The sequence below is a fragment of the Nocardia flavorosea NBRC 108225 genome, from assembly GCF_001613385.1.
Taxonomy (GTDB): Bacteria; Actinomycetota; Actinomycetes; order Mycobacteriales; family Mycobacteriaceae; genus Nocardia; species Nocardia flavorosea.
Genome location: NZ_BDCG01000017.1, coordinates 100116 through 126497, shown reverse-complemented (window position 1 = coordinate 126497; position 26382 = coordinate 100116). Strand labels below are relative to the sequence as shown.

At 67.3% G+C, this 26382-nt stretch carries 19 protein-coding genes and 4 pseudogenes; 6 read left to right on the top strand and 17 right to left on the bottom strand.

Going from position 1 to position 26382, the window contains the following annotated elements:
• Positions 1 to 61: 61 nt before the first annotated feature.
• Both NFL01S_RS22815 and NFL01S_RS22810 read right to left on the bottom strand, forming a co-directional pair.
• On the bottom strand, positions 62 to 1084 hold the full coding sequence (locus tag NFL01S_RS22815; RefSeq protein ID WP_210744850.1) for a GlxA family transcriptional regulator: 1023 nt from the start codon (positions 1082 to 1084) through the stop codon (positions 62 to 64).
• A gap of 341 nt (positions 1085 to 1425) precedes the next feature.
• Positions 1426 to 2604, bottom strand: a complete 1179-nt coding sequence (locus NFL01S_RS22810) for a macrolide family glycosyltransferase (RefSeq protein ID WP_063916020.1) — start codon at positions 2602 to 2604, stop codon at positions 1426 to 1428.
• A 280-nt stretch (positions 2605 to 2884) separates the two neighbouring features.
• Between NFL01S_RS22810 and NFL01S_RS22805 the strand changes: the two genes are divergently transcribed.
• The gene (locus NFL01S_RS22805; RefSeq protein ID WP_062978337.1) at positions 2885 to 3343 is read left to right on the top strand and encodes a CBS domain-containing protein; all 459 of its coding nucleotides are present in this window, start codon (positions 2885 to 2887) and stop codon (positions 3341 to 3343) included.
• A gap of 309 nt (positions 3344 to 3652) precedes the next feature.
• Here the strand turns inward: NFL01S_RS22805 and NFL01S_RS22800 are convergent, their stop codons facing one another.
• Positions 3653 to 5749: a neutral/alkaline ceramidase gene (locus NFL01S_RS22800; RefSeq protein ID WP_062978336.1), complete on the bottom strand. Its 2097-nt coding sequence runs from the start codon at positions 5747 to 5749 to the stop codon at positions 3653 to 3655.
• A gap of 117 nt (positions 5750 to 5866) precedes the next feature.
• Positions 5867 to 7138, bottom strand: coding sequence for a DNA polymerase IV (gene dinB, locus NFL01S_RS22795; protein ID WP_084493167.1), 1272 nt, complete (start codon positions 7136 to 7138; stop codon positions 5867 to 5869).
• A 238-nt stretch (positions 7139 to 7376) separates the two neighbouring features.
• Between dinB and NFL01S_RS22790 the strand changes: the two genes are divergently transcribed.
• Positions 7377 to 8150 carry an SDR family NAD(P)-dependent oxidoreductase gene (locus NFL01S_RS22790; protein WP_062978513.1) on the top strand — a complete coding sequence of 258 codons (774 nt, stop codon included), beginning with the start codon at positions 7377 to 7379 and terminating at the stop codon, positions 8148 to 8150.
• Positions 8151 to 8675: 525 nt separating this feature from the next.
• On the opposite strand, the gene NFL01S_RS22785 is transcribed toward NFL01S_RS22790, so the two are convergent.
• The 5 genes and pseudogenes from NFL01S_RS22785 to NFL01S_RS22770 form a co-directional block, all read right to left on the bottom strand.
• Complete coding sequence (locus tag NFL01S_RS22785; protein ID WP_062978335.1) at positions 8676 to 10295, bottom strand: alkaline phosphatase D family protein; 1620 nt, start codon at positions 10293 to 10295, stop codon at positions 8676 to 8678.
• 248 nt (positions 10296 to 10543) lie between these two features.
• Positions 10544 to 10705 (bottom strand): hypothetical protein, encoded by a 162-nt coding sequence (locus NFL01S_RS36155; protein WP_168433911.1) that lies wholly within the window; start codon positions 10703 to 10705, stop codon positions 10544 to 10546.
• Between the two features lie 228 nt (positions 10706 to 10933).
• Positions 10934 to 11191 carry a response regulator transcription factor gene (locus NFL01S_RS37090; protein ID WP_245670847.1) on the bottom strand — a complete coding sequence of 86 codons (258 nt, stop codon included), beginning with the start codon at positions 11189 to 11191 and terminating at the stop codon, positions 10934 to 10936.
• Between the two features lie 183 nt (positions 11192 to 11374).
• Positions 11375 to 12233 (bottom strand): annotated as a pseudogene (locus NFL01S_RS34685) (serine/threonine-protein kinase); the annotation flags it as partial.
• A gap of 158 nt (positions 12234 to 12391) precedes the next feature.
• Positions 12392 to 12718 (bottom strand): OB-fold domain-containing protein, encoded by a 327-nt coding sequence (locus tag NFL01S_RS22770; protein WP_245670835.1) that lies wholly within the window; start codon positions 12716 to 12718, stop codon positions 12392 to 12394.
• A gap of 393 nt (positions 12719 to 13111) precedes the next feature.
• Between NFL01S_RS22770 and NFL01S_RS22765 the strand changes: the two genes are divergently transcribed.
• Complete coding sequence (locus NFL01S_RS22765) at positions 13112 to 14167, top strand: FAD-dependent oxidoreductase (protein WP_062978331.1); 1056 nt, start codon at positions 13112 to 13114, stop codon at positions 14165 to 14167.
• A gap of 76 nt (positions 14168 to 14243) precedes the next feature.
• Here the strand turns inward: NFL01S_RS22765 and NFL01S_RS22760 are convergent, their stop codons facing one another.
• Both NFL01S_RS22760 and NFL01S_RS22755 read right to left on the bottom strand, forming a co-directional pair.
• Positions 14244 to 14702 (bottom strand): SRPBCC family protein, encoded by a 459-nt coding sequence (locus NFL01S_RS22760; RefSeq protein WP_062978330.1) that lies wholly within the window; start codon positions 14700 to 14702, stop codon positions 14244 to 14246.
• Between the two features lie 204 nt (positions 14703 to 14906).
• A complete protein-coding gene (locus tag NFL01S_RS22755; RefSeq protein WP_062978329.1) occupies positions 14907 to 17162 on the bottom strand; it encodes an MMPL family transporter in 2256 nt (751 codons plus the stop codon).
• A 175-nt stretch (positions 17163 to 17337) separates the two neighbouring features.
• On the opposite strand from NFL01S_RS22755, the gene NFL01S_RS22750 reads away from it, so the two are divergent.
• Positions 17338 to 17967 (top strand): TetR/AcrR family transcriptional regulator, encoded by a 630-nt coding sequence (locus NFL01S_RS22750; protein ID WP_084493164.1) that lies wholly within the window; start codon positions 17338 to 17340, stop codon positions 17965 to 17967.
• Between the two features lie 187 nt (positions 17968 to 18154).
• On the opposite strand, the pseudogene NFL01S_RS36150 reads toward NFL01S_RS22750, so the two are convergent.
• Positions 18155 to 18298, bottom strand: a pseudogene (locus NFL01S_RS36150) (hemin transporter); the annotation flags it as partial.
• 76 nt (positions 18299 to 18374) lie between these two features.
• Positions 18375 to 18827 (bottom strand): annotated as a pseudogene (locus NFL01S_RS22745) (RrF2 family transcriptional regulator); the annotation flags it as partial.
• A gap of 21 nt (positions 18828 to 18848) precedes the next feature.
• Between NFL01S_RS22745 and NFL01S_RS22740 the strand changes: the two are divergent.
• Both NFL01S_RS22740 and NFL01S_RS22735 read left to right on the top strand, forming a co-directional pair.
• On the top strand, positions 18849 to 19847 hold the full coding sequence (locus NFL01S_RS22740) for a DMT family transporter (RefSeq protein ID WP_063916019.1): 999 nt from the start codon (positions 18849 to 18851) through the stop codon (positions 19845 to 19847).
• Complete coding sequence (locus NFL01S_RS22735) at positions 19844 to 20701, top strand: SDR family oxidoreductase (RefSeq protein WP_062978328.1); 858 nt, start codon at positions 19844 to 19846, stop codon at positions 20699 to 20701. The genes NFL01S_RS22740 and NFL01S_RS22735 overlap by 4 nt, the downstream gene beginning before the upstream one ends.
• A gap of 130 nt (positions 20702 to 20831) precedes the next feature.
• Here the strand turns inward: NFL01S_RS22735 and NFL01S_RS22730 are convergent, their stop codons facing one another.
• From NFL01S_RS22730 to NFL01S_RS22715, 4 genes and pseudogenes are all read right to left on the bottom strand, one after another.
• Entirely contained in the window at positions 20832 to 22349 is a 1518-nt protein-coding gene (locus tag NFL01S_RS22730) for a UDP-N-acetylmuramoyl-L-alanyl-D-glutamate--2,6-diaminopimelate ligase (RefSeq protein ID WP_307615732.1), read from the bottom strand.
• A gap of 108 nt (positions 22350 to 22457) precedes the next feature.
• A complete protein-coding gene (locus tag NFL01S_RS22725; protein ID WP_062978327.1) occupies positions 22458 to 23678 on the bottom strand; it encodes an amidohydrolase family protein in 1221 nt (406 codons plus the stop codon).
• A gap of 50 nt (positions 23679 to 23728) precedes the next feature.
• The gene (locus NFL01S_RS22720) at positions 23729 to 25030 is read right to left on the bottom strand and encodes an amidohydrolase family protein (RefSeq protein WP_157116826.1); all 1302 of its coding nucleotides are present in this window, start codon (positions 25028 to 25030) and stop codon (positions 23729 to 23731) included.
• Between the two features lie 37 nt (positions 25031 to 25067).
• A pseudogene (locus NFL01S_RS22715) lies at positions 25068 to 26306 on the bottom strand (amidohydrolase family protein).
• Positions 26307 to 26382: the final 76 nt, after the last annotated feature.

Sequence of the window (26382 nt, the reverse complement as noted above, 5' to 3'; positions counted from 1 at the left end):
CGCATGCCGGTGGACGGCCGGGGCCGGTCGAGATTGCTGGGCTGGGACAGGGCGGTGCCGGTCAGGCAGTTGCGGCGGGTTTCGCCGTGATGGCAGTGGCAGTGGTGGAGCGGAAGCGGTCCCGGTAGTCCGCGGGTGACACCCCGAGTCGGCGGTGGAAGGCGCGGCGCAATGATTCGGCAGTACCGAAACCACACCGCCGGGCGACGGCGCCGACCGGATCGCCATCGATCAGTGCGGTCTGGGCGGCTTCGATCCGGACCTGCTCGACATAGGCCGCCGGGCCGACGCCGAGTTCGGCGGTGAAGCGGCGCTGGAAGTGGCGGGGACTCAAACCGGACCGGGCTGCGAGATCGCCGATACTGTGCCGGGCGCCCGGTTCGGCATGGATGGCCGCCACCGCCGCCCGTACGGGGTCGGTCGCGGGCTGCGGTCGCCACAGCGCCGTGCTGTACTGGGTCTGTCCGCCGGGCCGGCGTAGGAAAAGCACCAGGTAGCGCGCTAATTCGAGGGCAGCCCGGCGGCCGAGGTCATCCTCTACGAGAGCCAGGGCGAGATCCATCCCGGCGGTTACGCCGGCCGAGGACCAGATGTTTCCGTCGTGCACGAAGATCGGATCGCGGTCGACACCCACCCGGGGATACTCGCGGGCGAGCTGTGCGGTGAACGCCCAATGCGTGGTAACCCGTTTCCCGTCCAGGAGGCCCGCGGCGGCGAGCAGGAACGCGCCGGTGCATACCGAGGCGACGCGCCGGGCTCCCGCGGCCGACCGGATCCATTGCATGAGGCGGGGTTCATCTCGGGCGGCCTCGACACCGGGCCCGCCGACGACTACGAGCGTGTCCACGGTGACCGGGTCCACGTCCTCCACGCTGCAATCGACTCCTACCGGTAAACCGCTGTCGGATCGCACGCAGCCCGGACGTGAGGCCACGATCTGGCAGTCGTACTCACCGGAACCTCGGAAGACCTCGTAGGGGCCGACCAGGTCGAGCGCTTGGAAATCGTCGAAGACGACGAATACGACACGGCGTTGCTGCACACTTCCCACCTTCCGCCGTACCGTGGATGGCGTCAACGACATGTATCCCACAGATCGCGCCATAAGCGCACTTTTGCTAAGGTCTGCGGTGATGACTACCGGGACGGCGATTCGCCACACACGGATGGGTTACCCGGTGCTGTTCTGAGCACCCCGCGGGTCGATGCCGACCACAACGGTCACGGGATCCCGTGTGTTCGGCGGTCGGCCGCCCTCGCTTACTCGCTTCCGGCGCAGACAGGGCAATCGGTCTTCCCGGCTCGTCGTCGATCCTGGGACGCGGCATGCGGTGGCGGATGCGGGCGACGCTCCCGTACCGGAGGGCCGAAAAGGCCCTGGCCGGTGGGGCTTCGTGATTATGGACCGGCCCCGATCGATGCGGATCAGCCGAGTAGGTTCTCGATCAGGTCGGCGGCCATGCTCGTACCGCCCTCGGCGAGGGCTTGTGCACGTAGCTGAGCAGACCGGCGACTCACGTCTTCGTCGGTGAGGAGATCGTTCAAGGCTGCGCGCAGTGTTTCGGCGGTGGCTTGCTCGGTATCGATCCGCCGGGCCACGCCCAGTTCCACCAGCCGGTCGGCATTCACCGACTGTTCGGCGCCCTGTGGCACAGCGATCATGGGCACTCCGGCTGCCAGCCCCTCCGCACTGCCGCCCATGCCGGCGTGCGTGACGAAGGCGTCGGCCTGTTCCAGGATCGACCGTTGCGGAACCCAGGAGTGCACTTCGACATTCGCGGGGATGGTGCCGAGTTCCTGCGGGTCGGTGTATTTCCCGGTCTGTAGCACCACATACCAGCCCGGCAGGTCACCGAACGCGGCCAGGCATTGCCGATAGAACTTCGGCCGGTGGGTATACGCCGAGCCCAGTGAGATCAGCAGCACGTTCTCGGCCGAGCCGGGGCGGGCCCAGGTGCCGGAATCGCCCTGAGGCAGGCAGGGGCCGGTGTAGGTCACCGTATCGCTGTCGACGTGTTCGGCATTCGGTTGCATCGCACGCGGGATGAGAGCCACGGTCCGTGCGGGACGGCCGGAGAAGGTGTCGACGTCGGTGGTGGCCGCTCCGCATTCGGCGAGCCATCGGGCGAATCGTGCCCGGTAGTCGCCGGCGCCGGGCAGCTGTCGCAAGTGGGCGGCGACATCCTCGTCGTAGCCGTTCCACGCCACGAAGGTCGGGGACAACAGCAGCAGTGGGCGTTGCTGCTTCTCGGCGAGGGCGCGTGCGGCGTAGGCACCGATGTCGTACAGGTAGAGGTCGGCCGGATCGCGATCGTAGTGGGCCTGCAACTGGGGCAGTGCCGCGACGGCATCGTCGAGGAACAGGCTCGCGGCGGCGATCGGGTCGTCGGGCCAGTTGTTGTCGGCGACCGGTAGCGCCGAAGTGCACGAGACGAACGCCGCTCCGGTGGTGGTGATCAGCTCGGCCACGACCGGGTCGTTGGCGTAGGTGACACGGTGGCCCCGGCGCACCAGTTCGCGGATCACCTCGAGGCTCGGCAGGACGTGGCTGACGATCGGGATACCGATCATCGCGATATGTGCGCGTCGGTGGGTCGTGGGCATAGCTCGCTTCCGGTCGATCTGGTGGTGTCCGGTGATACAGCGGCTGCGATTTCCGGCCACTATAGCGACATCTGTTGCGTTTGCATGCTGTCACGGGTTCGGTCCGGTGGGCAACCGGGTTTCCGCGAGGGCGGTTGCGTCCCTGGCACCGGATCGATATACGCCTCCGGCCGGATACCGGTCGAGTCTGGACAGCGATCACACCGGCGCGGACCATAGGACAGAGCATTCGCAGCGAGGAGGACCCCGGCAGGTTGCATCCCGGTGGAAGGAGAGCACGATGATCACAGCACGCGAGCTCATGCACACCGAGGTGGTGACCATCGGTGTACGCGACACCATGGACACCGCCGCTCAGCAGATGCGGCAGCGCGATATCGGGGCGCTGCCGATCTGTGACGGGGAAGGGCATCCGGTCGGAATCGTCACCGACCGGGATATCGTGGTGAACTGCCTGGCCCTGGGACGTAATCCCGCGACGGCGACCGCCGGCGAGTTCGCGCAGGGCGACGAATTGCGCAGTGTCGAGGCGGATACGGAGTTCGGGGCGATACTGGCGCTGATGCAGCAGTACCAGATCCGCCGCCTGCCCGTCACCGAACGCGGCCGGCTGGTCGGGATCATCACCGAGGCGGATATCGCGCACGGCGTGCCGGAGGCGCAGACCGGCGAATTCGTGGAGGCGGTCTGTGAACAGCAGTTGCCTGCCCGAGTCGGTGAGCCTGCGCTCGGGGGCTGATCGCACCTGCGGAGACCTCGATAGCCGACACCACCCGGGGCCGGCCCTCACCTCAACCGGTGATGGCGTCGGACCACCCGGCCTTCCGCCCGTGACCACGGACGGCCCAGCCCGACGGGTCCTGGGCGTATCCGCTGGTGCGCAGGTGGACGCGGTTGTGTATCGCCGCAGTGTCAGAGCTGAGCGCTCGCCACGCCGGGAGTTGGGTTGCCGCGCTGGGAGTTGCGCGATATCAGCTCTGGTCCGGGTTTTCGGGAGCGGGCACAGGGCCGTCCGCGAGTATCGGCAGGTGTACGAGCCGCAAGGTCGTCAGCGGATATCGAATTCGTTGCTGGTGCCGGTGATCGGGTGCAGGGTTCCGCCGGGTGACAGGCGGTCGGCCCAATGGACGAATCGATACCGCCCGGCCGGCGCGCCGGCGGGGATATCCCAGGTGAAGGTGGCGAGGGAGGTCGCCGGTGGGCGTTTGCTCCAGTAGAAGCGCACATTCCATTCACCTTCGTTGGCGATCCGGGTCCAGCGGCCGCCGACCGATCGCTGGACCTCGAGGAAGGTGCCGTTGCGGCGCGGGTTGTGCTTGGGATGGGCGGACACGAACTCCACGATCGCGCGGGTGCCCGCAGTGTAGGAGGGTGCCGGCTGGGTGAGCACCGCGCCGAAATCGGATCCCGGCGGGGCGGTATCGGGGCCCGGCGCGGGCACGAAATTCGGCTGCAGATGCGAGATATCGCGCGGGGCGGGTCCGCGCGCGACGGTCGTGCCCGCGGCCAGCGCCGTGGCGAGGCGGGTGAATTCCTGCTGGTAGGCGGGCAGCGTATACCGACCGAACAGCGTGGACGCGCCCTCGTACTGCTGGACGTCGTACTCCTCCGGGGTCGTGACGTATTCGTGGTAGGCGTTCGCATAGCCCTGCAGCAGGACCTGGGCAATATCCACCCCGAGTGCCGCCGCCACGGCCCGGCGCACCCGCAGGCCTGCCACGATGGTGAACTCGCCACCGGCCGCCGCCAGGTACAACTCACCGATCCGCACGATCTGAATCGGCACGATATTCGGCACCCAAGAAGCCGGTGGTAGCAGGCTGAACGGCACCGCGATCGCCTTGGGGGCCTGGGCATCGGCGAGCCAGCCGGGCGCGGGCGTGTGCGGATCGCCCAGTGTGTCGATGAACGGATTGCGCACACCCTCGGGAATCGGCGCGCCGGGTAGGCCCGGTCCGTCCTCGATACTGCCTGCCAGCAGGGAGACCCCGGCAGCGGCGGGTGCCGTATGGCGGGCCACGCCGTCCGGGGTGAACCGGCCGTCCACGGCGATATCGGCGAGATCGATATAGCAGAACACCGACCCCACCGGGCCTGCCAGCGGACGTGCCGCGGCCAGCGCCGCGCGGGAGGCGCTGTACTGCCGTTCGCCGATGATCCGGGTGTTGTCGAATTCGTTGTCGGTGGGCCCCGAACCCGGTTGCAGGTTCAGGTTCGGCGACATGTCACCGGCATTGGTCTGCGCGAAGGCGGCGACGAAATCCGGTGGTCCCTCGTCGAGGTAGCGGACACCATGGTCGGTGTGTTCGCAGGCGAAGGCCGCATAACCCTTGTTGTCCGAGCTGATCAGCCGGTTCTTGTTCGTCATCGACGTGTTGTGGGTGGCGAACCAGGTGATCGCGCCCGCCGGTCGGCCGCCCCGCTCGATCGACAGCGCAGTGACGGCCGGATCGATGGCAGACGGGAAGTGCTCCTTGTCCGCGGCGGGGTTGCGGTCGAAGGCGACCCGGGACCGGTTGACGCTCGCATCGTGGAGTTCGGAGCGACCCAGCGCCAGAGTGCCGGGCACCAGATCGGCATGCGCCGCGGCGATGGCCTCGACCAGCCCGCCGACCTCGGCATCGTAGACCTGCTGCTGGAATCCCAGAATCGACAGATTGTAGGCGTAATCGTGGGCCGCGCCACCGCAGACGGCATGCGAATGCGTGGAGGTGAGCAGGACATTGCGCTCGGTGTAGAGATCGCCGAACCGCCGCGCCAGTTCGGTGAGCACGCCCCGGTGCACCGACTGGAAGATCATCGCGTTCTCCGCGACCGCGAACACCACCCGCTCGGTGCCGGCGGCGATGACGAACGCGCGGGCGCGGGGCCGCAGATGAATTCCGGCGGTGGTCTGGTCCTGCTGGGAGTACCCCATCATGCCGCATTCGGCCGCCGGCCCGGTGATATCGGAAATCCCCATCCCGATCAGGTATTCGCCGGATCCGGGCGCGGCTGTCGCAGGGGTAGCGGAACCGAACGTGGTGACCGAGCCGAGGGCGAAGGTTCCCGCTGCGGCACCTGCCAGCACGGTCCGGCGCGGAAGTGCCGCGGGCCGATCGCCGGACGGGCCGGTGGCGGTGCGGGGTTCGGGTGTCGCTGCCATCGCGGTTCCTTTCCTGTCGTGTGGCAGCGAACCACACTGTTGAACGTTCGTCCAGATGCGGTTGGTCGATTGTTCAGTTCGTGGTGCCGGTGATGCGCACGGAGGCGGGAGACTCGATCAATCGGGCAGTAGCGGAACCGAAAGTCCTTCACCCCGGCCGAGGAGCGCGGCGCGGGTCACGGCGCTCGACCCGAACCGGGTCCGGACCTCGTCGAGTGTCGTATCCAATTCCGGGCCGGGTCCGTGCTCGAACGGCAGCGTGAGCTGGCGGGGGTCCGCGTCTTCCAGGTTGGTCAGCGCCAACCCGATGAGGGTGAGCCCGCGTTCGTGGATCAGGGGCATGGCGGCAGTCAGCAGGCCGAGAGCCGTGCGCAGGATCGTTTCGGTGTGATCGGTCGAGTCGGGCAGGGTATGCGAACGGGTGGCGCGGGTGAAATCGTCGAAACGCAGACGCAGCACCACCGTCCGGCAGACCCGGTCCGCGTTCCGGAGCCGCCGGCCCAGGCGATCGGTGAGACCGTGCAGATACGCCTCGATTTCGTCCGGGGTCCGCGCCCGGCGCCCGAGCGCGCGCTGAGCGCCGATCGACCGGCGCCGTCGCCCGGTTTCCACCCGGCGTGGGTCGCGCGCCCAGGCCAGGGCGTGCAGATGCCGGGCCGCTGCCCGGCCGACGATCGGCCGCAGCCCCTGTTCGCCGAGTTCGGCCAGCTGCCCGATCCGTTCGATCCCGTGCACGCGCAACGCTTCGGCAGTCACCGGTCCCACGCCCCAGAGTCGCTGTACCGGAAGTGGATGCAGGAACTCGAGCTCGCCGCCGTGCTCGACCAGCAGTAATCCATCCGGTTTCGATGCCGCACTGGCGACCTTGGCCAGGAATTTGGTGCCCGCGATCCCCACCGAAATGGGCAGACCGACTTCGCGCCGCACCCGCGCACGCAGTTCCCGTGCGATGGTGCGCGGCTCTCCGGCGACCCGGCGCAAGCCCGCGACATCGAGGAAGGCCTCGTCGATGGAGATCCCCTCCACGACAGGAGTGGTATCGAAGAAGATCGCGAACACCTCCTTGCTGGCCTGCGCGTATTCGGACGTCCGCGGCGGCACCACGATCGCCTCCGGACACAACTGCAGCGCCCGCCCGATATTCATCGGAGTCCGGACCCCTCGTGCCTTGGCCTCGTAACTGGCGGCCAGTACGACCCCGCCGCCGACCAAAACGGGTTTACCGCGCAGATGCGGCTGATCCCGCTGTTCGACCGAGGCGTAGAACGAATCCAGATCGGCGTGCAGGATCGACGCCTGCGGTCGCGCGGCGATCCGAGCCCGCGGGCCGGGTCCGGGGGAGTGGTGTGTGCGCCCACGTCCCCGGAGGCCGCCATCGGATTCGAACATATGTTCACACTAACACCCTGTTGCCCGGAAAACAGCAGGCCATAGTGGGCGGGCGCGCAGGTCGCCGCGTTCGTGTGGCGCCAACGCGAACCTGTCGTTGCGGCCCCTCGGGAGGGCGGCCGGTGCGGGCCTGTGTTTCCGAGGTTCGGGACCGGTCCCGAATCGGTGGCAGTGATCAGGGGGTGGACGATGTACTGCTAGGCTTAAGCAAGCAATTGCTTGGTTGGTTGAAGGCGTGATGGTGGACGAGTTTTCCGGGCGCCCCGGGGCCGCGCTGGTAGCCGGCGGGACCGGTGGAATCGGTGCCGCGGTGGTGCGGTTGCTGGCCCGGCGAGGCAGCGATATCGGTTTCACCTACCGGGTGAACCGGGCGAAGGCCGACACGCTGACCGAAGACGTGGTGGGACTCGGGCGCTCGGGCCGGGCATGGCCACTGGATCTGGCGGATCCGGACGCGGTAACCGAGAGCGTCGCACAGTTCCGCGAACATTTCGGTGGCCTGCACACGGTGGTATACGCCGCCGGCCCCCATGTCCCGATGGTCCACCTGAGCAGGGTCTCGCCGCAGCAATACCGCGACCAGCTCCTCGGCGATTCCGCGGCATTCTTCAATCTGATGCACGCCACGCTTCCGCTACTACGGGAATCTCGTGGTGCCGTGGTCGCCGTGACGACTGCCGCCACCCGGCGGTACCCGGTCCGCGACGGGCTGTCGGCCGGGACGAAAGGTGCGGTCGAGGCGGTGGCCCGGGGATTGGCCGTTGAGGAGGGGCGTTACGGCGTGCGGGTCAATTGTGTGGGCCCCGGCATGCTCACCGATGGAATGGCCGAACGTTTGATCGGGTCCGGCGATCTCGAGGAATCGGCCCTCGAGATCGCCAGGGGCAATATTCCGCTGCGCCGCTTCGGCAATGCGGACGATATCGCCGAAGCGGTCGCCTTCCTCGCCTCGGATCGGGCGGACTTCATCTCCGGTCAGACGTTGGACGTCGACGGGGGATACACGGCCTGATCGCCGGCCCGCTCCAGCGGGCGGCGCGCCGGGCCGCGGGCGTGGGGGATGCGGTCGGGTCGCCGCGGGACAGGTTCGCCACACGGCCGACCGACGCCGCGGCAAAGCCGCCTCGGTGCAGGCACTTCCGGTGATAGCCCGGCCCACTCGGAGTCCACAGCGGGAGACAGGAACAACGAGTACATCCCGGGGCGTTCGCTCGTAGAACCACCCGCAGGGCTTGTGCCTGATCGTCGATGTAGATGCTGGTGATACCGATCCGCAACACTATTCCTCCAGCCAGCGGTCGGTGAGACCCACGGGGGCGCGCGGTCGGGATAAAGAAATTTGTGCCGCCCGTCGCGATGCGTGCGAACCGGGCCCGCGGCAGCCAGTTGGTCCGGATGCTGGGAGATCGCCTGCCGGGTGGACGACAGGCCGTGCATCATGGTCAGTCGCCCGCACAGTTCGAACAACGTCTACCTGTCGCGGCCGGCCAGTTCGTCGAGAATTGCCCGGCCGGGTCGGATCGGCGAGTGCGTGGCCTCAGGCTCCGGGCCGGAGCCGGCCACCATGGGGCAGAACCCAGGACGCGCCGAGAGCGACTCCGGTGCCCGGGTCGGTGACATCCGCGGTATAGAACCACTCCATGCGCACCCGCTCGGCGGCGATATCGACCACCCCGTAACCGTGCGAATCGAGCTCGGTGTAGCGGATATGACGGTTGAGCGTCCGGAGGGAGTTCTCCAGCGCCACTGTCCCCGTGCGCGGCGGGCCGGGCAGTAGATCACCTATCGCGAGAGAGGTCACCGACGGAACGACGAACTCCGCCCCCGCGGTGGGACCGTTCGGATAGGCCGCTGCGTCGAGTGGCACGTCCGAAGCCCATGAGCTGTGGATATCACCGGTGAGATAGACGATATTCGTCGCCTTTCGGTCGGCGAGGGCCGTCAGCAGCCGCCGCCGGTCGGCCGTGTACCCGTCCCACTGATCGGTGTTGGGCGCCAGACCCTCCCGTGGGATCCCGAGGACCTCGGTCACCGCGGCCGTCGTCGTCGGATCCATCGGCGGGAACGCCAGCGGCGAGATCATCACCGAGTTGCCCACCAGCTGCCAGCGCGCCGAACCCGATACCAGCCCGGCCGTGAGCCAATCCATCTGCGCCGATCCCGTGAGAGAGCGGGCCGGGTCGTCACTGTCCGGAGAGCCGAGATGCGGCGCAGCATCGCGGTAGCTGCGTAAATCCAGCATGGACAGCTCGGCCAGAGTGCCGAACCGCAACCGCCGGTAGATCCGGGGCGCCGCGGCCGTGCCCTCGGCCCGCACCGGCATCCATTCCAGGTAGGCACGCACAGAGGCGGCCCGGCGCGCGGGCCAGTCGCCCTCGGTGGCGGGGTCGTGATTCCCGGCGCCGCCGGACCAGGAATTATCGGCCGATTCGTGGTCGTCCCACGTACAGATGAACGGTACCCGGGCGTGCAACGCCATGAGATCGGTATCGGTCTTGTACTGACCGTGACGGACCCGGTAATCGGCGAGCGAGACGATCTCGTGCACCGGGTCGTGCCGCCGGACGGACCCGGAACGGCCACCGTACGCCCCCGCCGCATACTCGTAGAGGTAATCGCCGAGATGAACGACGCCGTCGAGATCATCGCGGTCGGCAAGATGCCGGTAGGCGGCGAAATATCCGGCTTCCCAGTTCGAGCACGACACCACACCGAAGCGCAGTCGCGGAGGAGTGGCCGCGACGGCCGGCGCAGTCCGGGTGCGGCCCACGGCCGATACTTCGCCGAGCGCCCTGAACCGGTACCAGTAGTACCGCGCGGGAGCGAGACCCCGTACGTCGACTTTCACCGTGTGGTCGCTGTCGGCGGTGGCGGTCGTGGTACCCGATGCCACGATCTCGGTGAATCCCTCGTCGGCGGCCACCTCCCAACGCACACCGGCCGGGGCGCCGGCACCCGATCCGGGCACCGCGCCCGGGTCTACGGTCACCCGGGTCCACAGGATGACTCCGTCGGGAAGCGGATCGCCCGAGGCGACACCGTGACAGAACACCGGCGCAGCGGCCTGGGCGTGGGGCGCGGCCAGAACGCCCGCGGCGGCGATGGCCCCTGCCTGCAACACCCCCCGCCGTCCCAGCGCGCCGCGGCCGGTGGCCATCGAAACGATCCTGTTTCCGCTCACGTGCACCGATCACAGCGGACGCCGAGCGAATCGGCAAATCGGAGCGTGCCAGGCTGTGCAAGTGCCAAGGGACCGAAACACGGCCGGGCAGCCGATACGCGCAGATCGCGAACAATGGCTGTCGCGAACGCGGCCGAGCAGTAGCCCGGTGATGGCGGCGCGGGGCGGTGCGGGGATGAGCCGGCGGCAGTGACGATCCGGCGAATCATCGGGTCGCCGCGAATTCACCGGTGCGCGTCGCGGATTCTCTGGTCGCGGGCATGTTTGGGCTTACGCCGGTAGCTCTTCCCTGAGGGGATGGGTTGTGCGGCACTGGATCGGCGGAGTTGCTGGCGCCGCCGCCAGCCGGTGAGGTCGGGACGTTCGGGATGGTCAGGGACAGGCATCGTTGCTCCGGTCGGTGGGAATGTCTGGCAGGCTTTCGATCTCGTACTTGTTCACGGCATGAATCATCTCGCGCGCACGGCTTTTCCGCCCGTGAATTTTCCTTCGTAAAGGTTCGCGAGGTCGGCCGCGTATCAGCGGCGGGCCGGGTCCGTTGGTGGATTGCCGCGGTGGCAGCACCTCCGGGCTCGGGAATTCGGGACGGCGGTGAGGCCGTCGCGCAGCGGCGCTCAGTCGCGGGCGTTCTCGGTGATCCAGGCGGCGATCTGGGCGCGGGAGCTGAAACCGAGTTTGGTCAGGATATGCTCCACATGGCTCTGGGCGGTGCGCTGGGAGATCACCAGTTTCGCCGCGATCTGCTTGTTGCTGAGCCCCTGGGCCACCAGATCGGCGACCTGGCGCTCACGTTTGGTCAGCGTAACCGCCGCGGACCCGGTAGGGGCCTCGGTCGCCGGCGCTCCGAGCGTGTAGGCGACGGCGGCGTCCATATTCATCGCCAGACCCCGGCGCCGGGCGGCATCGTAACCGCGATCGCCCAGTGTGTGACGCGCCTGCTCCTCGCACTCCTCGTGGTAGCGGGCCATATTGCCGTATACCGTCGTCACCTGGCTTCCCGCCGGAGCCAGTCCGTGCGCGGCGCCCAGTAGTACGGCGGCCCGTTCGGCGTCGCGCCGCTGCACGCGCCGCGCGTCCTCCCCGAACGCAGCCGCGGACGGGCGCGCCCGGGGATCCCGGCTCATCGCCGCTTCCACGAGGTCGATGATATCGCCGGGTATCCCGTTCTCTCGAAGATCGGGCAGCGCTTGACTGGTGATGCGCAGGAACTGGGTCACGATCTTCTCGCCGGTCCCGCGTTCGAATGCCGCATGGCCGGTGAGCGCGCTGAACAGCGTCGCACCCAGGCCGTAGACGTCGGCGGCCGGTGTCGGGGTATCACCCTCCAGGACTTCCGGTGCGGTGTATGCCGGGGACCCGGTCACGGTGCCCTCGGCGGTCCGGAAACCGCCGGAGATATGGGCGATACCGAAATCGGTCAGCGCCGGCTCCCCGTAGTCGGTGAGCAGGATGTTCCCGGGTTTCACGTCCCGGTGCACGACCCCCCAGCCGGTGCGCGCTCTCGAGTGCGCCCGCGATCTTCACTCCGAGTTGCAGTGCGTCGGCCGCCGGCAACGGCCCGTGGCGGCGGATCCGGTGCTCGAGCGAACCCGACGGGTAATAGGGCGTCACAAGGTACAGGCGCCCGCCGTCGGTGACCCCGGCCTCCAGCACGGGGACGATATTGGGGTGCCCGGTGAGGCGGCCCATAGCGCGCTGTTCGCGCACGAACCGGGCCCGGTTGTCCTCGTCGGTTTCGCCGGTGAGGAGTTTGACCGCCACCGTGCGATCCAGCGCCTGCTGGGTGCAGCGGTAGACGACCCCGAATCCGCCGCGCCCGATTTCGGTGGCTGCCGTGAAACCGGCCGCGTCCAGTTCCGCGGCGACCGATGTCGTCGACTCACGACGCGTTCGCAGCGGATCCCCGGCGGTCATGGCCGGAAAACGACCCGCCGGATATGTGTGTGGGCACCGGTCGTCATGCGCTCACCTCTCGCCACCGTCAACTGTATCCCCGAGTGGGCTCGGCGGCGAGATGCGGAAACCGGTAGGTGCCCGGTCAGATACGACCTCGTTATGGACCGCCCGGCCGGTTATGCCGTACAGACGGCCCGGTCCGGTAGTACCGCGAATATCGGGAACCGGTTGCCGCACGGCGGTGCCTGGAAGCGCACCCGTACCGGCTGGTCCCCGGTCTGCGGTATTTCGCCCTCGACCGTGGTGTACACCCATGGACCTTCGTCCAGTTCGACGATGGCGATTATCGCCGGTACGGGATCTACCAGTGCGTTTGCGGCATATTCCACGACCCGCCAGCACACGATGGATCCGGTGCCGGCCGCCGCCACGCGTTCGACATCCTCGGACGAACACGACGAACAGCGCACCACCGACGGCGCGAACAACCTACGACACGCCACGCACCGGCGGATCATCAGGGCGTCCGGCCTGCATTCCGCAGTGTTTTCGCAGTTGTCTCGACACGGGTCAGAACGTCGATATCGCATCTTCGAGCCTCGGTGTTCGGATACTGGTGGACAGCTTCCAGCATCTGCCGGTCCCGCCCGGACCGCGTCGGTCGAACAGCCCGATACATACCTATTTCCGGCATTCCGCCGGTTGTCGGTACAGACACTTTCCGACGGCTCGACCGGGCCGGACTGCGTGCTGTCGATGCCGTCGGTGCGGAGTTCGCCTCGGCCATGTGACGTTCGGAACACACGCGGGTCGCGGCTGAGTAGCGGCGTGTCGGGCGGCGTCGGTTAGGGTGCGGCACCGGCGGCAGGCCGCGCACCACAACGGAAGGATCTCCGATGGTCACTGTCCTCGGCGGGGGAATCGCCGGAACCGCATCGGCCGGTGCGCTGGCCGGATCCGGCCGCCCGGTCACCGTCTACGAACAGCGCCGCGGGGAAGGGGGCGGAGCTTTCCTGATCCTCGACGGTCGCGGGCATCGCGGCCTGATCGAACTCGGCGTGCCGGAGCAGGAACTCCATGCCGCGTCGTACCCGCTCGACGAACTGCGGTACACCCCGGACGACGGTGTCACCCGGCGACGCCCCAGTGAGGGGCACCGGTTCTGGCTGCGCGGCGATCTTATGGCCGTGCTGAATCGGTACGCATTCGAGTCCGGCGCCGAAATCCGCTACGGCGACCCGGTCACCGAGGTCCGGGTCGATCCCGCAGTCGGCACCGTGCTCCGGATCGGTGGCCGTACGGTGACGACCCGGGACCTGGTTATCGGGGCCGACGGTATCGATTCGGTGGCGCGTGCCGGTATCGAACCGCACCGGTCCACGGAATATGCGGGCGATGTGGTCGTGTACGGCATGACAGAGCATGCGGTGCACTGCCCGACCACCCCCTCCGTCCTGCACTTCGACGCCGCGGCCGGTTCGAGTTCCCGGCCGGCAGCCACTGTCGGGCATATCTGGCGGCCGGGGACTGCCGCGGCCCTGTGGTTCCTGCGGATCACCCGGGCGCCGCTACCGGATGCGGAGACCGGAGTGCGGCCTGTCGGCGAATGGGCCGAAGCCGTCGTAACGGCAGCTCCTGGACCGGTCCGGGAGCTGACCGCGGAACTGGTGGCCGCGACCGGCCGGGTACATGTTTCCAACGCCCGCAATGTCCCACTCGGGCCGGCGCTGCCACCCGCGTCTCCGGTGGTGCTTGTCGGTGACGCCGACCACGCGATCACCCCCGCGGCAGGCGTCGGCGCCCGGGAGGGGATCGAGGATGTGGTGGCCGTGTACCGGGCGATCACCGCGGGGGAGTCGCCCGCCGAGGCCATGTCGGAACGCCGCCGCGCGATAACGCAGGAGCGGGACCGGGTGGCCCGCCGGATGCGCAGCACGGCAGCGGCAGGGTGATACCGGAAATCCACTCGCCGGGTCCGGAACCTCTGCGGCGACCGCCCGGTGCCGACGGCAGAATTCCGGTGCTGCTTCAGTGTTCCTCGGCGAGCCGGGCGAGGTTGTCGAGAGATGCCATCAACTTGCCGGTCGTCGTGGCCCGGGCTCGTTCGAGGCGTTTCGGATCACTCAATTGCGACCAGTCGTAGGTATGGGTCACCCGGCTGCGCGCCTCGCTCATGGGCTCGACCTCCCAGCGCCACAGGTGCCCCGGTGGCTGACGGTCGGGTTCCGCAGGCAGCCAGGCGATACGGCTGCCCTCCTCGAATTCGACCACTCGATTGTGGCGCACCGCGCCGGTCGTCAGCGTCATGGTGAACACCTCGCCTGCCCGCGAGACACGCTGCCCGGTGGGGGCTTCGGCCAGATTGTCGTTACCGTCCCACCGTGACTGCTGTGCCGGGTCGGCGATCAATTCGAAGATCTCGTGTGCCGGTGCCGCGATCTCACGACTCGCCGATACGATGCGCGATTCCGCATTGCTGTCTGTCATGACCCGATCGAATCACACCAGGGCAGTGGCCGACAGGACCGTTATCCACCATGCGGACACGCGGCCCGGGCGACGGGCCTTCCGGATGACTGTGCCGTCCGGTCTCGTCCTCGCAGTACTCACGCCGGCCCGCGTACCCGCGACCACCTCGCCTACACCATGAGGAGATTGCGGTTCGGATACACGGGCCGCGTGGCTACCCGCTCAGCTCCCGGTGAGCACTCGTTCCTCGAGGGGCTCCGCACGCTCGGTATCGAGCCGCCTGGCGAGTCCTTCGCCTTCGATATCGAAGGCGGGTACGAGCGGGGACAGCCATTTCGGCATCCACCAGATCCGCTCGCCCACGATCAGCATGACCGCGGGCACGATGAGCATGCGGACCAGGAACGCATCGGCCAGGACGCCCACCGCGAGGGCGAATCCGATGGATTTCAGGATCACATCGTCGACGAGCGCGAATCCGGCGAAGACTCCGATCATGATGATCGCGGCGGCGACGACCACGCGGGCACTGTGGGCGAACCCGTCGATCACCGCCTGCCGCGCGGGGGTCCCGTGGACGTAGGCCTCACGCATCCGGGTGACGAGGAAGACCTCGTAGTCCATCGCGAGCCCGAACAGGATTCCGGTGAGCAGGATGGGCAGGATGAACAGCACCGGACTGGTGGTGTCCAGGCCGACGAGTTCGTTCAGCCAGCCCCATTGGAAGACCGCGACCGTGGCACCGAGCGCGACACCGACCGAGAGCAGGAAGCCCAGTGCGGCCTTGACCGGTACCCAGATCGAGCGGAACACCGCGATCAGCAGGAAGATCGCCAGACCCACCACCACGGCGAGGTAGATCGGGAACACCTCGGTCAGTTTGCCGGCGATATCGACGCCGACCGCGGTCTGGCCGGTGACCAGGGCGCGGGCGCCGGTGTCGGCCGGTAGATCGGCGACTGTGGTGCGGATATCGGCGACCAGGTCCTTGGTGGCCTGATCCGACGGTCCGGAAGCCGGGACCACGGTGATGGTGGCGAACCCGACCGTTTCGAGCTGCTGGGCGAATATCTGACGGGCCTGGGGGGTATCGCTGGTGACTGCCGGGACGACGGTGGCGATATCGGAGTCCGCCTCGGCGGCCATGCTCTGCAGGTCCTCGGTGACCGTTTGCACGGCCGCCGCGGGATCGGGCGCATTCGCGGTGTCGACGACCACGACGAGCGGGCCGTTGGCCCCGGCACCGAAGTTCTCCGAGATCAGGTCGTAGGCGATGCGGGCATCGCTGCCGGCGGGTTTGCTGGAATCGTCGGGCAGCGCGAGCTGCATGGAGGCCATCGGGAGCGCGGCCACCGCGGCGACGGCGATACCGCCTGCGAGGGCGAGCCCTTTGTGCCGGGCGATACCTTCCACCCAGCGGCGGCCGTGCGTCCGGTATTCCGTTTCGCCGGTCTGCTGCTTCAGATAGCGCGGCTTGCCCTTCATGACCTTGTCGCCGGCGAAGCCGAGGATGGCCGGGAGCAGAGTGAGCGAGATGAATACCGCGATCGCGACGGTGAACGCGCCGGCCAGGCCCATCTGAGTCAAGAACCCGATATTGCACACCGCGAGTCCCACCAGGGCGATGATGACCGTGGCACCCGCGAAGACCACCGCCGAGCCCGCGGTGCCGACCGACCGGCCGGCCGCTTCCTCGAGCGAACGACCGGCGCGGACCTCGCTCTGGTAGCGGGACATGATGAACAGGGCGTAATCGATCCCGACCGCGAGGCCGAGCATGGTGCCCAGAGCGGGCGTCGTGGAACCGAGTTCGACGAATCCGGTGAGGGTGGTGATGGCGAGCATCCCGATACCGACGCCGACGAGCGCGGTGAGCAGCGGCATGCCCGCGGCCACCAGCGATCCGAAGGTGATCGCGAGTACCAGCAGCGCGACGGCGATACCGACCACCTCGGCCAGGGGCATTTCGAATTCGGTCAGCGCGTCACCACCGATGGCGACGTCCAGGCCGGCGTCTTCCGCATTGTGGGCGGCGGTTTCCAGCGCCGATCGGTCGGTGTCGGCGAGTTCGTTGGCGGTTTTGCTGTAGGTCACCGCGGCGTAGCCGACCCGGCCGTCGGGGGAGAGGGTACCGCCGGTGAAGGGGTCGGCCACCGATTGCACGTTCTCGGTCGACAGTTCGCGCAGTGCCGTGGCGACCGCCGAGTTGTACGCCGGTTCGGTGAGTGACCGGCCCGCGGGTGCCTCGAACACCACGCGCGCGGTCGCACCGTCCGGGGAAGCTTGCGGGCTGCGCTGTTCGATGAGCTCGAAGGCCTGGGTGGATTCGATACCGGGCAGTTCGAATTTATCGCTGGTCTTGCCTGATAATGTCGCCGCTCCGACCGCCAGAACGGCCAGCAGCACCACCCAGATCGCCGCCACCGCCCTGCGGTGCACGAACGACCAGCGGCCGAGCCGGAACAACTGCCACGCCATGCGCTTTCCTCCGAGCGATTATGTGGACCTTGTGGTCCGGTTATGCTCAGGGTAGAAGCGAGTGGACCCGAGGGTCCACTTCGCCGAGGAAGTTGTGGAGCAACTCACCCTGCTCCCGGGATGAGACGTGCGTCTCGATCCGGCAGGATGGAGCGGATTTCGTGGAGGCGACACCATGACCGGTCGGACGGCAGCGCAGCCGGACACCACGCGCGACGACGCGCACAACGATGACGCACAGAACTGGGCGGGTCGCCGGGCGGATGCCCGGCTGAACCACGAACGGGTGCTGGCCGCGGCCCGGGAAGTGTTCACCGAGCACGGGATCGGCGCCACCATTCCGCAGGTCGCGGCCCGGGCCGGCGTCGGCAAGGCCACGGTCTACCGCAGCTACCCGACCAAAGCCGATCTGGTGCGGGCGCTGGCACAGCAACATATCGAGTGGTTCCACGAACTCGCCGCCACCGCCGTCGCGGCGGCGCACGACGACGCCTACCACGCGCTCGAGGACCTACTGGAACAAGTGACCGCCCGCCTGGCCCAGGACCGGTTGATGGTCGAGGTGCTCAGCGGTTTCGAAGGACTCGACCAGCGGCTGGGGGATCGGCTCGAAGAGCTGCTGACGCTGGGACGCAGGCAGGGCAGCCTGCGCGCGGACGCCACCGGGATGGATGTGCAGATCCTGGTGTCCGGTGTAGCCCGCGCGCTCATCGAGCTCGATATCCGCGACCCGCAGGTGTGGCGGCGCTACGCCCGTCTCGCCCTGGCCGCGTTACGCCCCGATCCCGCGCCGCCGATACCTTGACCTACTCCGGCGCAGTTTTTATCGCCGGTATCGCGATCCGGCAGATCGGCGATGGTTTCGTGCCGTAGGAATCCCTCGCCGCCGCACAGGTAGTAATTGGCGTCAGTGGGTAGTTCGAGGTCGGCTAAGGTGAGCGTGCCGGCCCGGCCGTCGCCGGTGGGCTGTTCGTCCCAGAGCTCGAGGATGGTGCGAGCATCTCCCGCGGATGTGGCAGTGCCGGATCCACCAGATGGGTGGCGAAGGTGGCTATCGATGCGGCCAGCGCCCGCTGTTGCCCGCCCTGCGCCTGATTGCTGCGGTCGAACAGGCCGGTGAGCAGATCGAGGTGAGCGGTGGAACGTCCCGGGAAAGAGTGTGATTCGATTTTCGGTGGAACTGATTCCTACGGTTCGGCTGTCGACAAGATCGTCGAGGGTGTACCGGTCCAGATCCCGGTAGAAACTCTCCTGGGCGTCGGCCAGCATATGCCGTAACCGGCACGCTGCGGCCGGCGGGCAAGGGTTGGCGCCCACGCACTCCACGACCTCGCCGCGCCCTTCCAGGCCGCGCACGATCTGGCCGACGGTGGCCGTGCGCCCGTGATCGGTGAGGAAGATGCCCCCGGTGCGGCCGCCGTGGGAATCCACCAGGCCCAGTTCGGCGAGTTTGGTCACCGCTTTCGCGATGTGGTGTTCCGTCGCGTTCACCTGGCGGGCGTCGGGTTTGACGGTGACCCGTTCCGCCGCGGCTGCGGCGTGCTCCGGCGCGATCCCATAGGCCGGGCCGCGCCACGGTAACTCTCGAACGTTACGTCCGTTTCCCGCCGGAACCTCACGCCGCTCCGAGTTGAAATCGATGGTGGCGTAATCGCCTGCTACCACTCGTCGAAAGGAGGTCCGCGGTTGTCCGACCCACCGCGCTCACGCCTGCTGCCGCTGCAGTTCGTCGCCTTGTCCGTGGCATGGGGATCGAGCTTTCTACTGATGAAGGTCGGTCTCGACGGGTTGTCCCCCTTCCAGGTCGCGACTGCCCGGATGGTTTTCGGCGGTATCGCGCTGGCGGTGATCGTCGTGACTCTCCGAATCCGGCTGCCGGCGTCGATACGGGCCTGGGGACATATCGGCGTCGTCTCGCTGTTCCTGTGTGTTGTGCCGTTCACGTTGTTCGCCTGGGCCGGCCAGCGTATAGATTCCGGGCTGTCGAGCATCTACAACGCGACCACACCGTTGATGACGCTATGTGTCACGCTGGTGGCGCTGCGCGCCGAACGTCCGCGCCCAGAACAGCTTTCCGGTCTCTGCCTCGGCCTGACGGGAGTGCTGGTCGTGCTCCTTCCGGGACAGCTCGACGGAACACGGGCGGTAGGCGGTTCGGCTGCTCAGTTGGCCTGCCTGATCGCGACCGCCTGCTACGGCATTGCATTCGTCTACCTCCGCCGGTTCGTCTCGCCGCTCGGCCTCCCCGCCGTCTCGGTGGCAGCGGTCCAGGTCGGCGTCGGGGCAGCCTTGCTGCTGGCGATGACCCCACTCGTCGACGCACACTCGGTGGCCCTGACGCCTGCCGTTGTCGCGAGCACGGTCGCGCTCGGGGTGTTCGGAACCGGCCTCGCCTACATCTGGAATACCAATATCGTCGCAGGGTGGGGAGCCCCCTTCGCTTCCACCGTCACCTACTTGACCCCGGTGATCGGTGTGGGGCTCGGTGCACTTCTACTCGGCGAGAACCCGACGTGGTACCAGTTGACCGGCGCCGTACTCGTCGTGATCGGAATCGTTGTCGGTCGCAGGCAAGCCTGCCGGACCCGATCCGATCTCGTCGCCACAAGCACCGACACCGTGCGAACAACCGGCCGGGAAACGCGATACGACGAGGCGAACCGCTCGGGAAGGAGTGAGCGATGACAACAGAATTCCCCGGCGGGACGGGGCAGGCGGTGGGGCGTGAACCGTTCCCCCTCCGGAACAGATCCGTGCTGGTAACGGGGGCGAGCAGACGGGCCGGAATAGGCTTCGCCATTGCGTGCACCATGGCGTCCTACGGTGCGAACCTCGTACTGCACCACTTCCGGCCGCACGATCGGCAACAGGAGTGGGGTGCCGATGATCTGAACACTGTCGTTGGCGGGGTGCGCCGGCACGCACTGCCGGAAGCTTCCGTGGTCGAACTGGGCGGTGACCTCGCTGACCCCGCCGAACCCGAACGGCTGATGAACGCCGCTGTCAACGCCGCCGGTCATATCGACGTGCTGGTCTGCAACCATGCGTTGACCGGGGAAGACGGTGCGCTCGGCGAGATCACCGCCCAGGAACTGGACCGGCACTGGGCCATAGACGCCCGGTCCTCGATCCTGCTGGCCCAGGCATTCGCCGGTCAGCACGACGGCAGGCCGGGCGGGTCGGTGGTGTTCATGACCTCCGGGCAGGCACTCGGTCCGTTACCGGGCGAAGTCGCGTACGCGGCCGCGAAGGCGGCGCTGGCCGGGGTGACGACTACGTTGGCCGACCAACTCGCCGATCGGGGCATCCGGGTGAACACGGTGAACCCCGGCCCGGTCGATACCGGCTATCTCACCGCGGAGATGTGGCAGCTGGTCGAGCCCATGTTCCCGTTCGGCCGGTACGGACGTCCCGAAGACCCGGCCCGACTGATCGCATGGCTGGCAACCGATGAGGCGGCCTGGATCACCGGGCAGATCATCAATACCGAAGGCGGCTTCGGCCGATGGCGGCCCCGCGGACAGGGGCAGGGCGCCTGACCCGCCCCGGACTTCGAACCGACACCGGATCCGGCCTCGGCGCGGACTCCACCTGCCGGGCGCATGGTAGCCGTGAGCGGCGGCCCCGGGCGCGGTGTCGGAGTACCCGGCGGCGGTAATCCGGCGTGACCTATCGCAGTCGTTGGAGGGCCGGGTGCTGTTGTATCGCGCGGCGTAATTCGTCCCGGTCGTCGAATGCATGGGTTGTGTCGCCGAATGTTTGTACGGGGTCGTGTCCTCGGCCGGCGACGACTACGACATCACCGGGTCGAGCGAGTGTGGTGGCCAGGGCGATCGCGTCGGCGCGGCCGGGTTGGACGATGACTTCGGCGTGGCGGGCGGTGCGGGCCCCGGCGGCGATATCGCGGCGGAGTGCGGCGGCGTTCTCGGCGAAAGGGCTTTCGTCGGTGACGACGACGGTGTCGGCGAACAGGCCCGCCGTCATCCCCAGCGGTCGGCGTTTCCCCGGGTCGCGTTCGCCCGTGGCGCCGATGACGACGATGACCTTGCCCGTGGTCAAGGATCGGAGGTAGGGGAATTGCCGCTTCTGGCCCGCCGGATTGTGCATGTAATCGACGAATGCGAGGAAGGGCTGCCCGGCGTCGATCCGCTGCATACGGCCGGGTACGCAGTCCAGGCTTTCCATGCCCCCGATGGCCGCGTCGAGATCTGTTCCCCTCTGTGTGAGTGCGGCGATCGCGCCGAGCGCGTTATCGGCCTGGTGTGCGCCCAGCAGTTTCAGCTCGACCGTGGCGCGGCGACCGGGCGCGTGTAGGACGAACGAGGTGCCGTGCTCGTCGGCACGGATACGGTCGGCGTAGAAGTCGGCGGCCGGGGTCTGTGTCGAGAAGGTGCAGTACGGGATGTTCAATGTGGCTGTGAGGCGTTTGCCGTATTCGTCGTCGATCGAGACGACAGCGCAATCGCTGCGCTCGGGCGAGAACAGCGCGGCCTTCGCCGAGAAGTAGTCGTCGAGGTCGCGGTGGAAGTCGAGGTGGTCGGCGCTCAGGTTGGTGAAGATACCGACACGGAAACGGGTCCCCTCGACCCGATACTGTGCCAGCGCATGACTGGACACCTCCATCGCGACAGCGTCGGCGCCGTGGGCGCGCAACGCCGCCAGTGTGCGTTGCAGTTCTCCGGCCTCCGGAGTGGTCCGTACCGCCGGGTGCGCGCCCTGCGGTCCGCGGATGGTGATACCGCTGATCAGCCCGTTCTCTATGCTTGCTCCGCTCAGGCCGGCGCTGAGCAGGTAGCTCGTGCTGGTCTTTCCATTGGTTCCCGTAACGCCGAAGACGTCGAGGTGCCGGGACGGTTCGCCGTAGAGCCAGGAGGCGAGCGGGCCCAGTATGCGCCGCGGGTCGGTGACCACGAAGGTCGGGAGGTCCGCGCAGGGCCGGTCGCTGATCGCCGCGATGGCGCCGCGTGCGGCCGCCTCACCGGCGAAATCGGCGCCGTGATGGTTCGCCCCGGGCAGCGCCGCGTACACCTCACCGGCCGAGACCAGCCGCGAATCCTGGCTGATACCGGTGATCGTCGCCTCGCCGTCGGGGTAGGTCGTGGGCATGCTCAGATACGCGGCCAGATCGTGCAGTGCCCGCTTCACCGGCGGGTGTGGGCGATCGACACTCCTGAACTGCGAGGTCATGGGCCCAGTGAACCACCTCGCGGCCAGATGCCCGGGCAACCGTGCGGCATCCCGCGCGAACGTCGCCGAAAATCCGGCGGCGGCCCGGGTCGCTGCCGGCGTGGGTGGTCAGTCGGACCCGCCGAGGGGAACCTTCGCTCCGAGCAGTTCGAGAGCGTTGTCGCGCATCACCTTCCGGGTGTCCTCGTACGAGAATTCCGGGAACTGCGGGATATCCGCCGTGAATGTGGTGGGATCGGCGAGTCCCTCGCCGTGTGGCCAGTCGGAACCGAACAGCACTTTGTCGACGCCGATGGTCTCGGCGAGGAGTTTGACATCGTCTTCGTAATAGGGCGCGATCCAGACATTGTTCTTCAGCTGCTCCACCGGATCTTCGGTGAAGTGGTAAGGTGCGGTATTCGCCGCCTTCTTCAATCGTTTGATCAGCCGGTAGACGAAGTACGAGCCGTTCTCGATACTGACCACTTTGAGTTTCGGGTGGCGGGTGAACACCTGGTGCACGATTATCGAGGCCATCGTGTCGTGGATCGCGCGGTCGTCGAGCAGGAGCTGATCCAGCGGATCCTTCTTGCCGAACCCTTCGAAGGTCGCCTTCCCGCCCCACAGTGCCGCGATGGCGAGGTAGCCGCTGTCGGACAGATGGAAACCCACCGGTACGCCGGCTTCCGCCAAGCGCGCCCACACCGGGTCGTGCAGCGGATCGCCGAGGGAGCGGGGCCCGGTCATACCGGGGACCGGCGCGGGACGAACAAGCACCAGTTTCGCCCCGCGTTCCAGTACGAAGTCGACCTCGGCGACGGCGGCTTCGGGGTCGGCGAGGGAGATCATCGGCGCCGAGATGAACCGGCCGTCGGGACGATCGAAGCCCCAGTCCTCGTCCAGCCACAGGTTGAACGCGTGCAACGAGGCCATTGTGGCGGGAATATCGTGTTTGAGTGCCTCCTCCACGCCGCAGGCGAAGGTCGGCAGCATGAACACGGTTTCCAGCTTCTGCCGGTCCAGGACCTTCACCCTGGCCTCGCGGTTCTGGTACTCCGGGTGATCCGGTAGGCGGTCCAGTTTCATCAGTGAACCCGGATCGACGCCCTCGGGAATCTCTCCGCGGAACAGCAGATCGAGGCAGCCCGGTTCGACGATCGGGTCGAATGTCGGGTTGGGGACGAAGTGGTTGACCTTCTCGCCCATCAGCGCGAGCGTGCGTTTTCCGCTGGTCACCATCTGCACGCCGCGAGTTCTGAACTCCTTGGGCAGATGGCGAGTGAAGGCGTCCAGCGGTTCGTAGTAGTGGTTGTCGACGTCTACGGCGAGATAATCCAGCGTCGTCGTCATATTTCGTATCCTTTCGGTCCGGCCGTCGGTCTCGCGATCGCCGGATGCCGCTATTCGGTGGCGGTGTGCGCGGTCGCCGCGTCGATCTGTGAGCGGTAGGCGGCCAGTTTCTCTGTGGCAGTGGTCTGCTGGTGGCTACGTGCCTTGATACTGACGTCGTGGTCGGCCGAGGCGGCGCGCAGGGCGCCGACGGTTGCCTTTTCCTTCGGCACGTGAGTGAAGGGGTCGAACGAGTACCACTTCATGGCATTGAGGTGGGTCATCTTGTGGATCTCGTCGTCGGTGACGTTCTCGCTCTCGAACACCGAGCTGAGTTCTTCCGGTGCGCCCGGCCACATGGAATCGCTGTGCGGGTAGTCCATTTCCCAGGCGATATTGTCGATGCCGATCTCGTGGCGCAGCCGGACACCGATCGGGTCGCTGATGAAGCAGGTCAGGAAGTGCTCACGGAACACCTCGCTGGGCAGTTTGCCGCCGAAGTCCTGCATCGTCCAGGTGGAGTGCATATCGAAGGTCCGGTCGATGCGCTCCAGGAAGTACGGGATCCACCCGGTACCGCCCTCGGAAAGTCCGATCTTGAGGTCGGGGTACTCCTTGACCGGGCGTGACCAGAGCAGATCGGCTGCCGCGGAGACGATGTTCATCGGCTGCAGTGTGATCATCACGTCCGGCGGGGAGTCCGTGGCGGGGATGGAGAGTTTGCCGGATGAGCCGATGTGCACGTTGAGCACGGTGTCGGTGTCCACCAGGGCTTTCCACAGCGGATTCCAGTACGCGTCGTGGAAACTCGGATAGCCCAGCGCGGCCGGATTTTCGGTGAAGGTGAGCGCATGCACCCCTTTCTTCGATACCCGGCGCACCTCCTCGGCGCACAGCTCGGCGTCCCAGATCACCGGAAGCGCCATGGGGATGAAACGGCCGGGGTAGGCGCCGCACCATTCGTCGATATGCCAGTCGTTGTACGCCCGCACCAGTGCCAGCGAGAAGTCCGAATCCTCGGTGGCGAAAAGGCGGGCGGCGAAACCGGGGAAGGACGGGAAGTTCATCTGCGCCAGCACACCGCCGGCGTTCATATCCTTGACCCGTTCGTCCACGTTGTAACAGCCGGGACGGATTTCGTCGAGACCCTCCGGTTCGAGGCCGTACTCCTCCTTCGGGCGGCCGGCGACGGCGTTGAGCGCCACGTTCGGGATCACCCGATCCCGGAACTTCCACATATCGGCGCCGTTCTCCATCCGGACCAGGCGCGGCGCGTCGTCGGCGTACTTCGCGGGCAGGTGGTTGGCGAACATATCGGGCGGTTCGATGATGTGGTCGTCGACGCTGACGAGGATCATATCGTTCTTGTCCACGGAGGTACTCCCTTCGAGCCATTTACTGTAAGAAAAACTATAACGGTGCCGGTGCGGCTGTTGCCGGTGGTTCGGCGGCGGCGGGGTCCGGATTCCCGATCGGCAGCCCCAGGAACCGGCGGGCATTGTCGCCCAGGAAATCCCAGGTCCGCCGGTTGTCCATACCCTCGGCGTATTTCCAGTACGCCTTCGGCTCGGGCAACCCCTCCGGATGCGGGTAATCCGAGCCGAACATCACCCGGTCCCAGCCGACGGTGTCGACCACATCGGCGACCGAGCCCTCCCAGAACGGGCTCACCCAGATATTGCGGCGGAATACCTCGAGCGGGTCCTCCGGGAAGTTCTGCGGCATCTTCTCGGTCAGATCGGCCAGGTCGTGGAACAGCGGATGGATCCACGAGCTGCCGTTCTCGACGCTGGCGATGCGCAACCGGGGGAACCGGGTGAGGGTGCCGTGGCAGATGAGGCTGCCGATCATGTCCGAGATCTCCCGGTGGCCGAGGGCCAGCCAGCGGAACGAGCTCATGGCCATGAAGTTCTTCGTGGCGGGCGGTTCCCATTTGTTGACGTATTCGTCCAGCGGCGGCTGGCTGGCGTGCAGCACGATCGGCAAGCCCGAGTCCTCCACGTCGCGCCAGAACGGATCGAATTCGGGCAGGGCGGGCGAACGTCAGCCGTTCACGCCTTTCACCGGCGCCGGTTTGATCAGTGCGACCTTCGCGCCGTTTTCGAGGATGTACTGCAACTCCCGCCGGGCGCCGTCGACCTCGGCGCAGTTGATGACCGGGGTGCTGAATATCCGGTCCTCGTAGACGTAGCTCCAGTGCTCCAGCATCCATCGGTTCAGCGCGTGGATGATCGCCATGGTCAGCTCGGGGTCGTCGGCCGCGGAATGCTCGACCAGGCTGGCGAGGGTGGGGTAGTTGAGCGTCTCCCGGACGCCCTGGCGATCGAGTTCGGCGATCCGGTCCGCGGGGTTGCGGGTGGCGGCCGGTGCCTCGATGGCCTTGCCCTGCATTTCGCGCAGAGTCAGACCCTCGGTGTTCTCGCCGGCGAAGAACTTCTCGTGCGCGCCGGGTGCGGCGACCCGGTCGAAGGTCGGATTCGGGATGAAATCGGTAATCCGGCCGTTGATCGCGATCCGGGTGTGCCGCCCTATGCGGACGTACTGCACCGCCTGCCGGTACCGCTCGGGCAGGTACCTGGTCAGGGCATCGGCCGTCTCGTACATATGTGCGTCGGCGTCGAAGATCGGAATATCCGGGGTGCGAGTCATATCGGTGTCTCCTGAACGGCTATTTGGCGACGAATCTGGTGGTGTCGAGAATCAGGACGACCCGGTCCTCCACGTC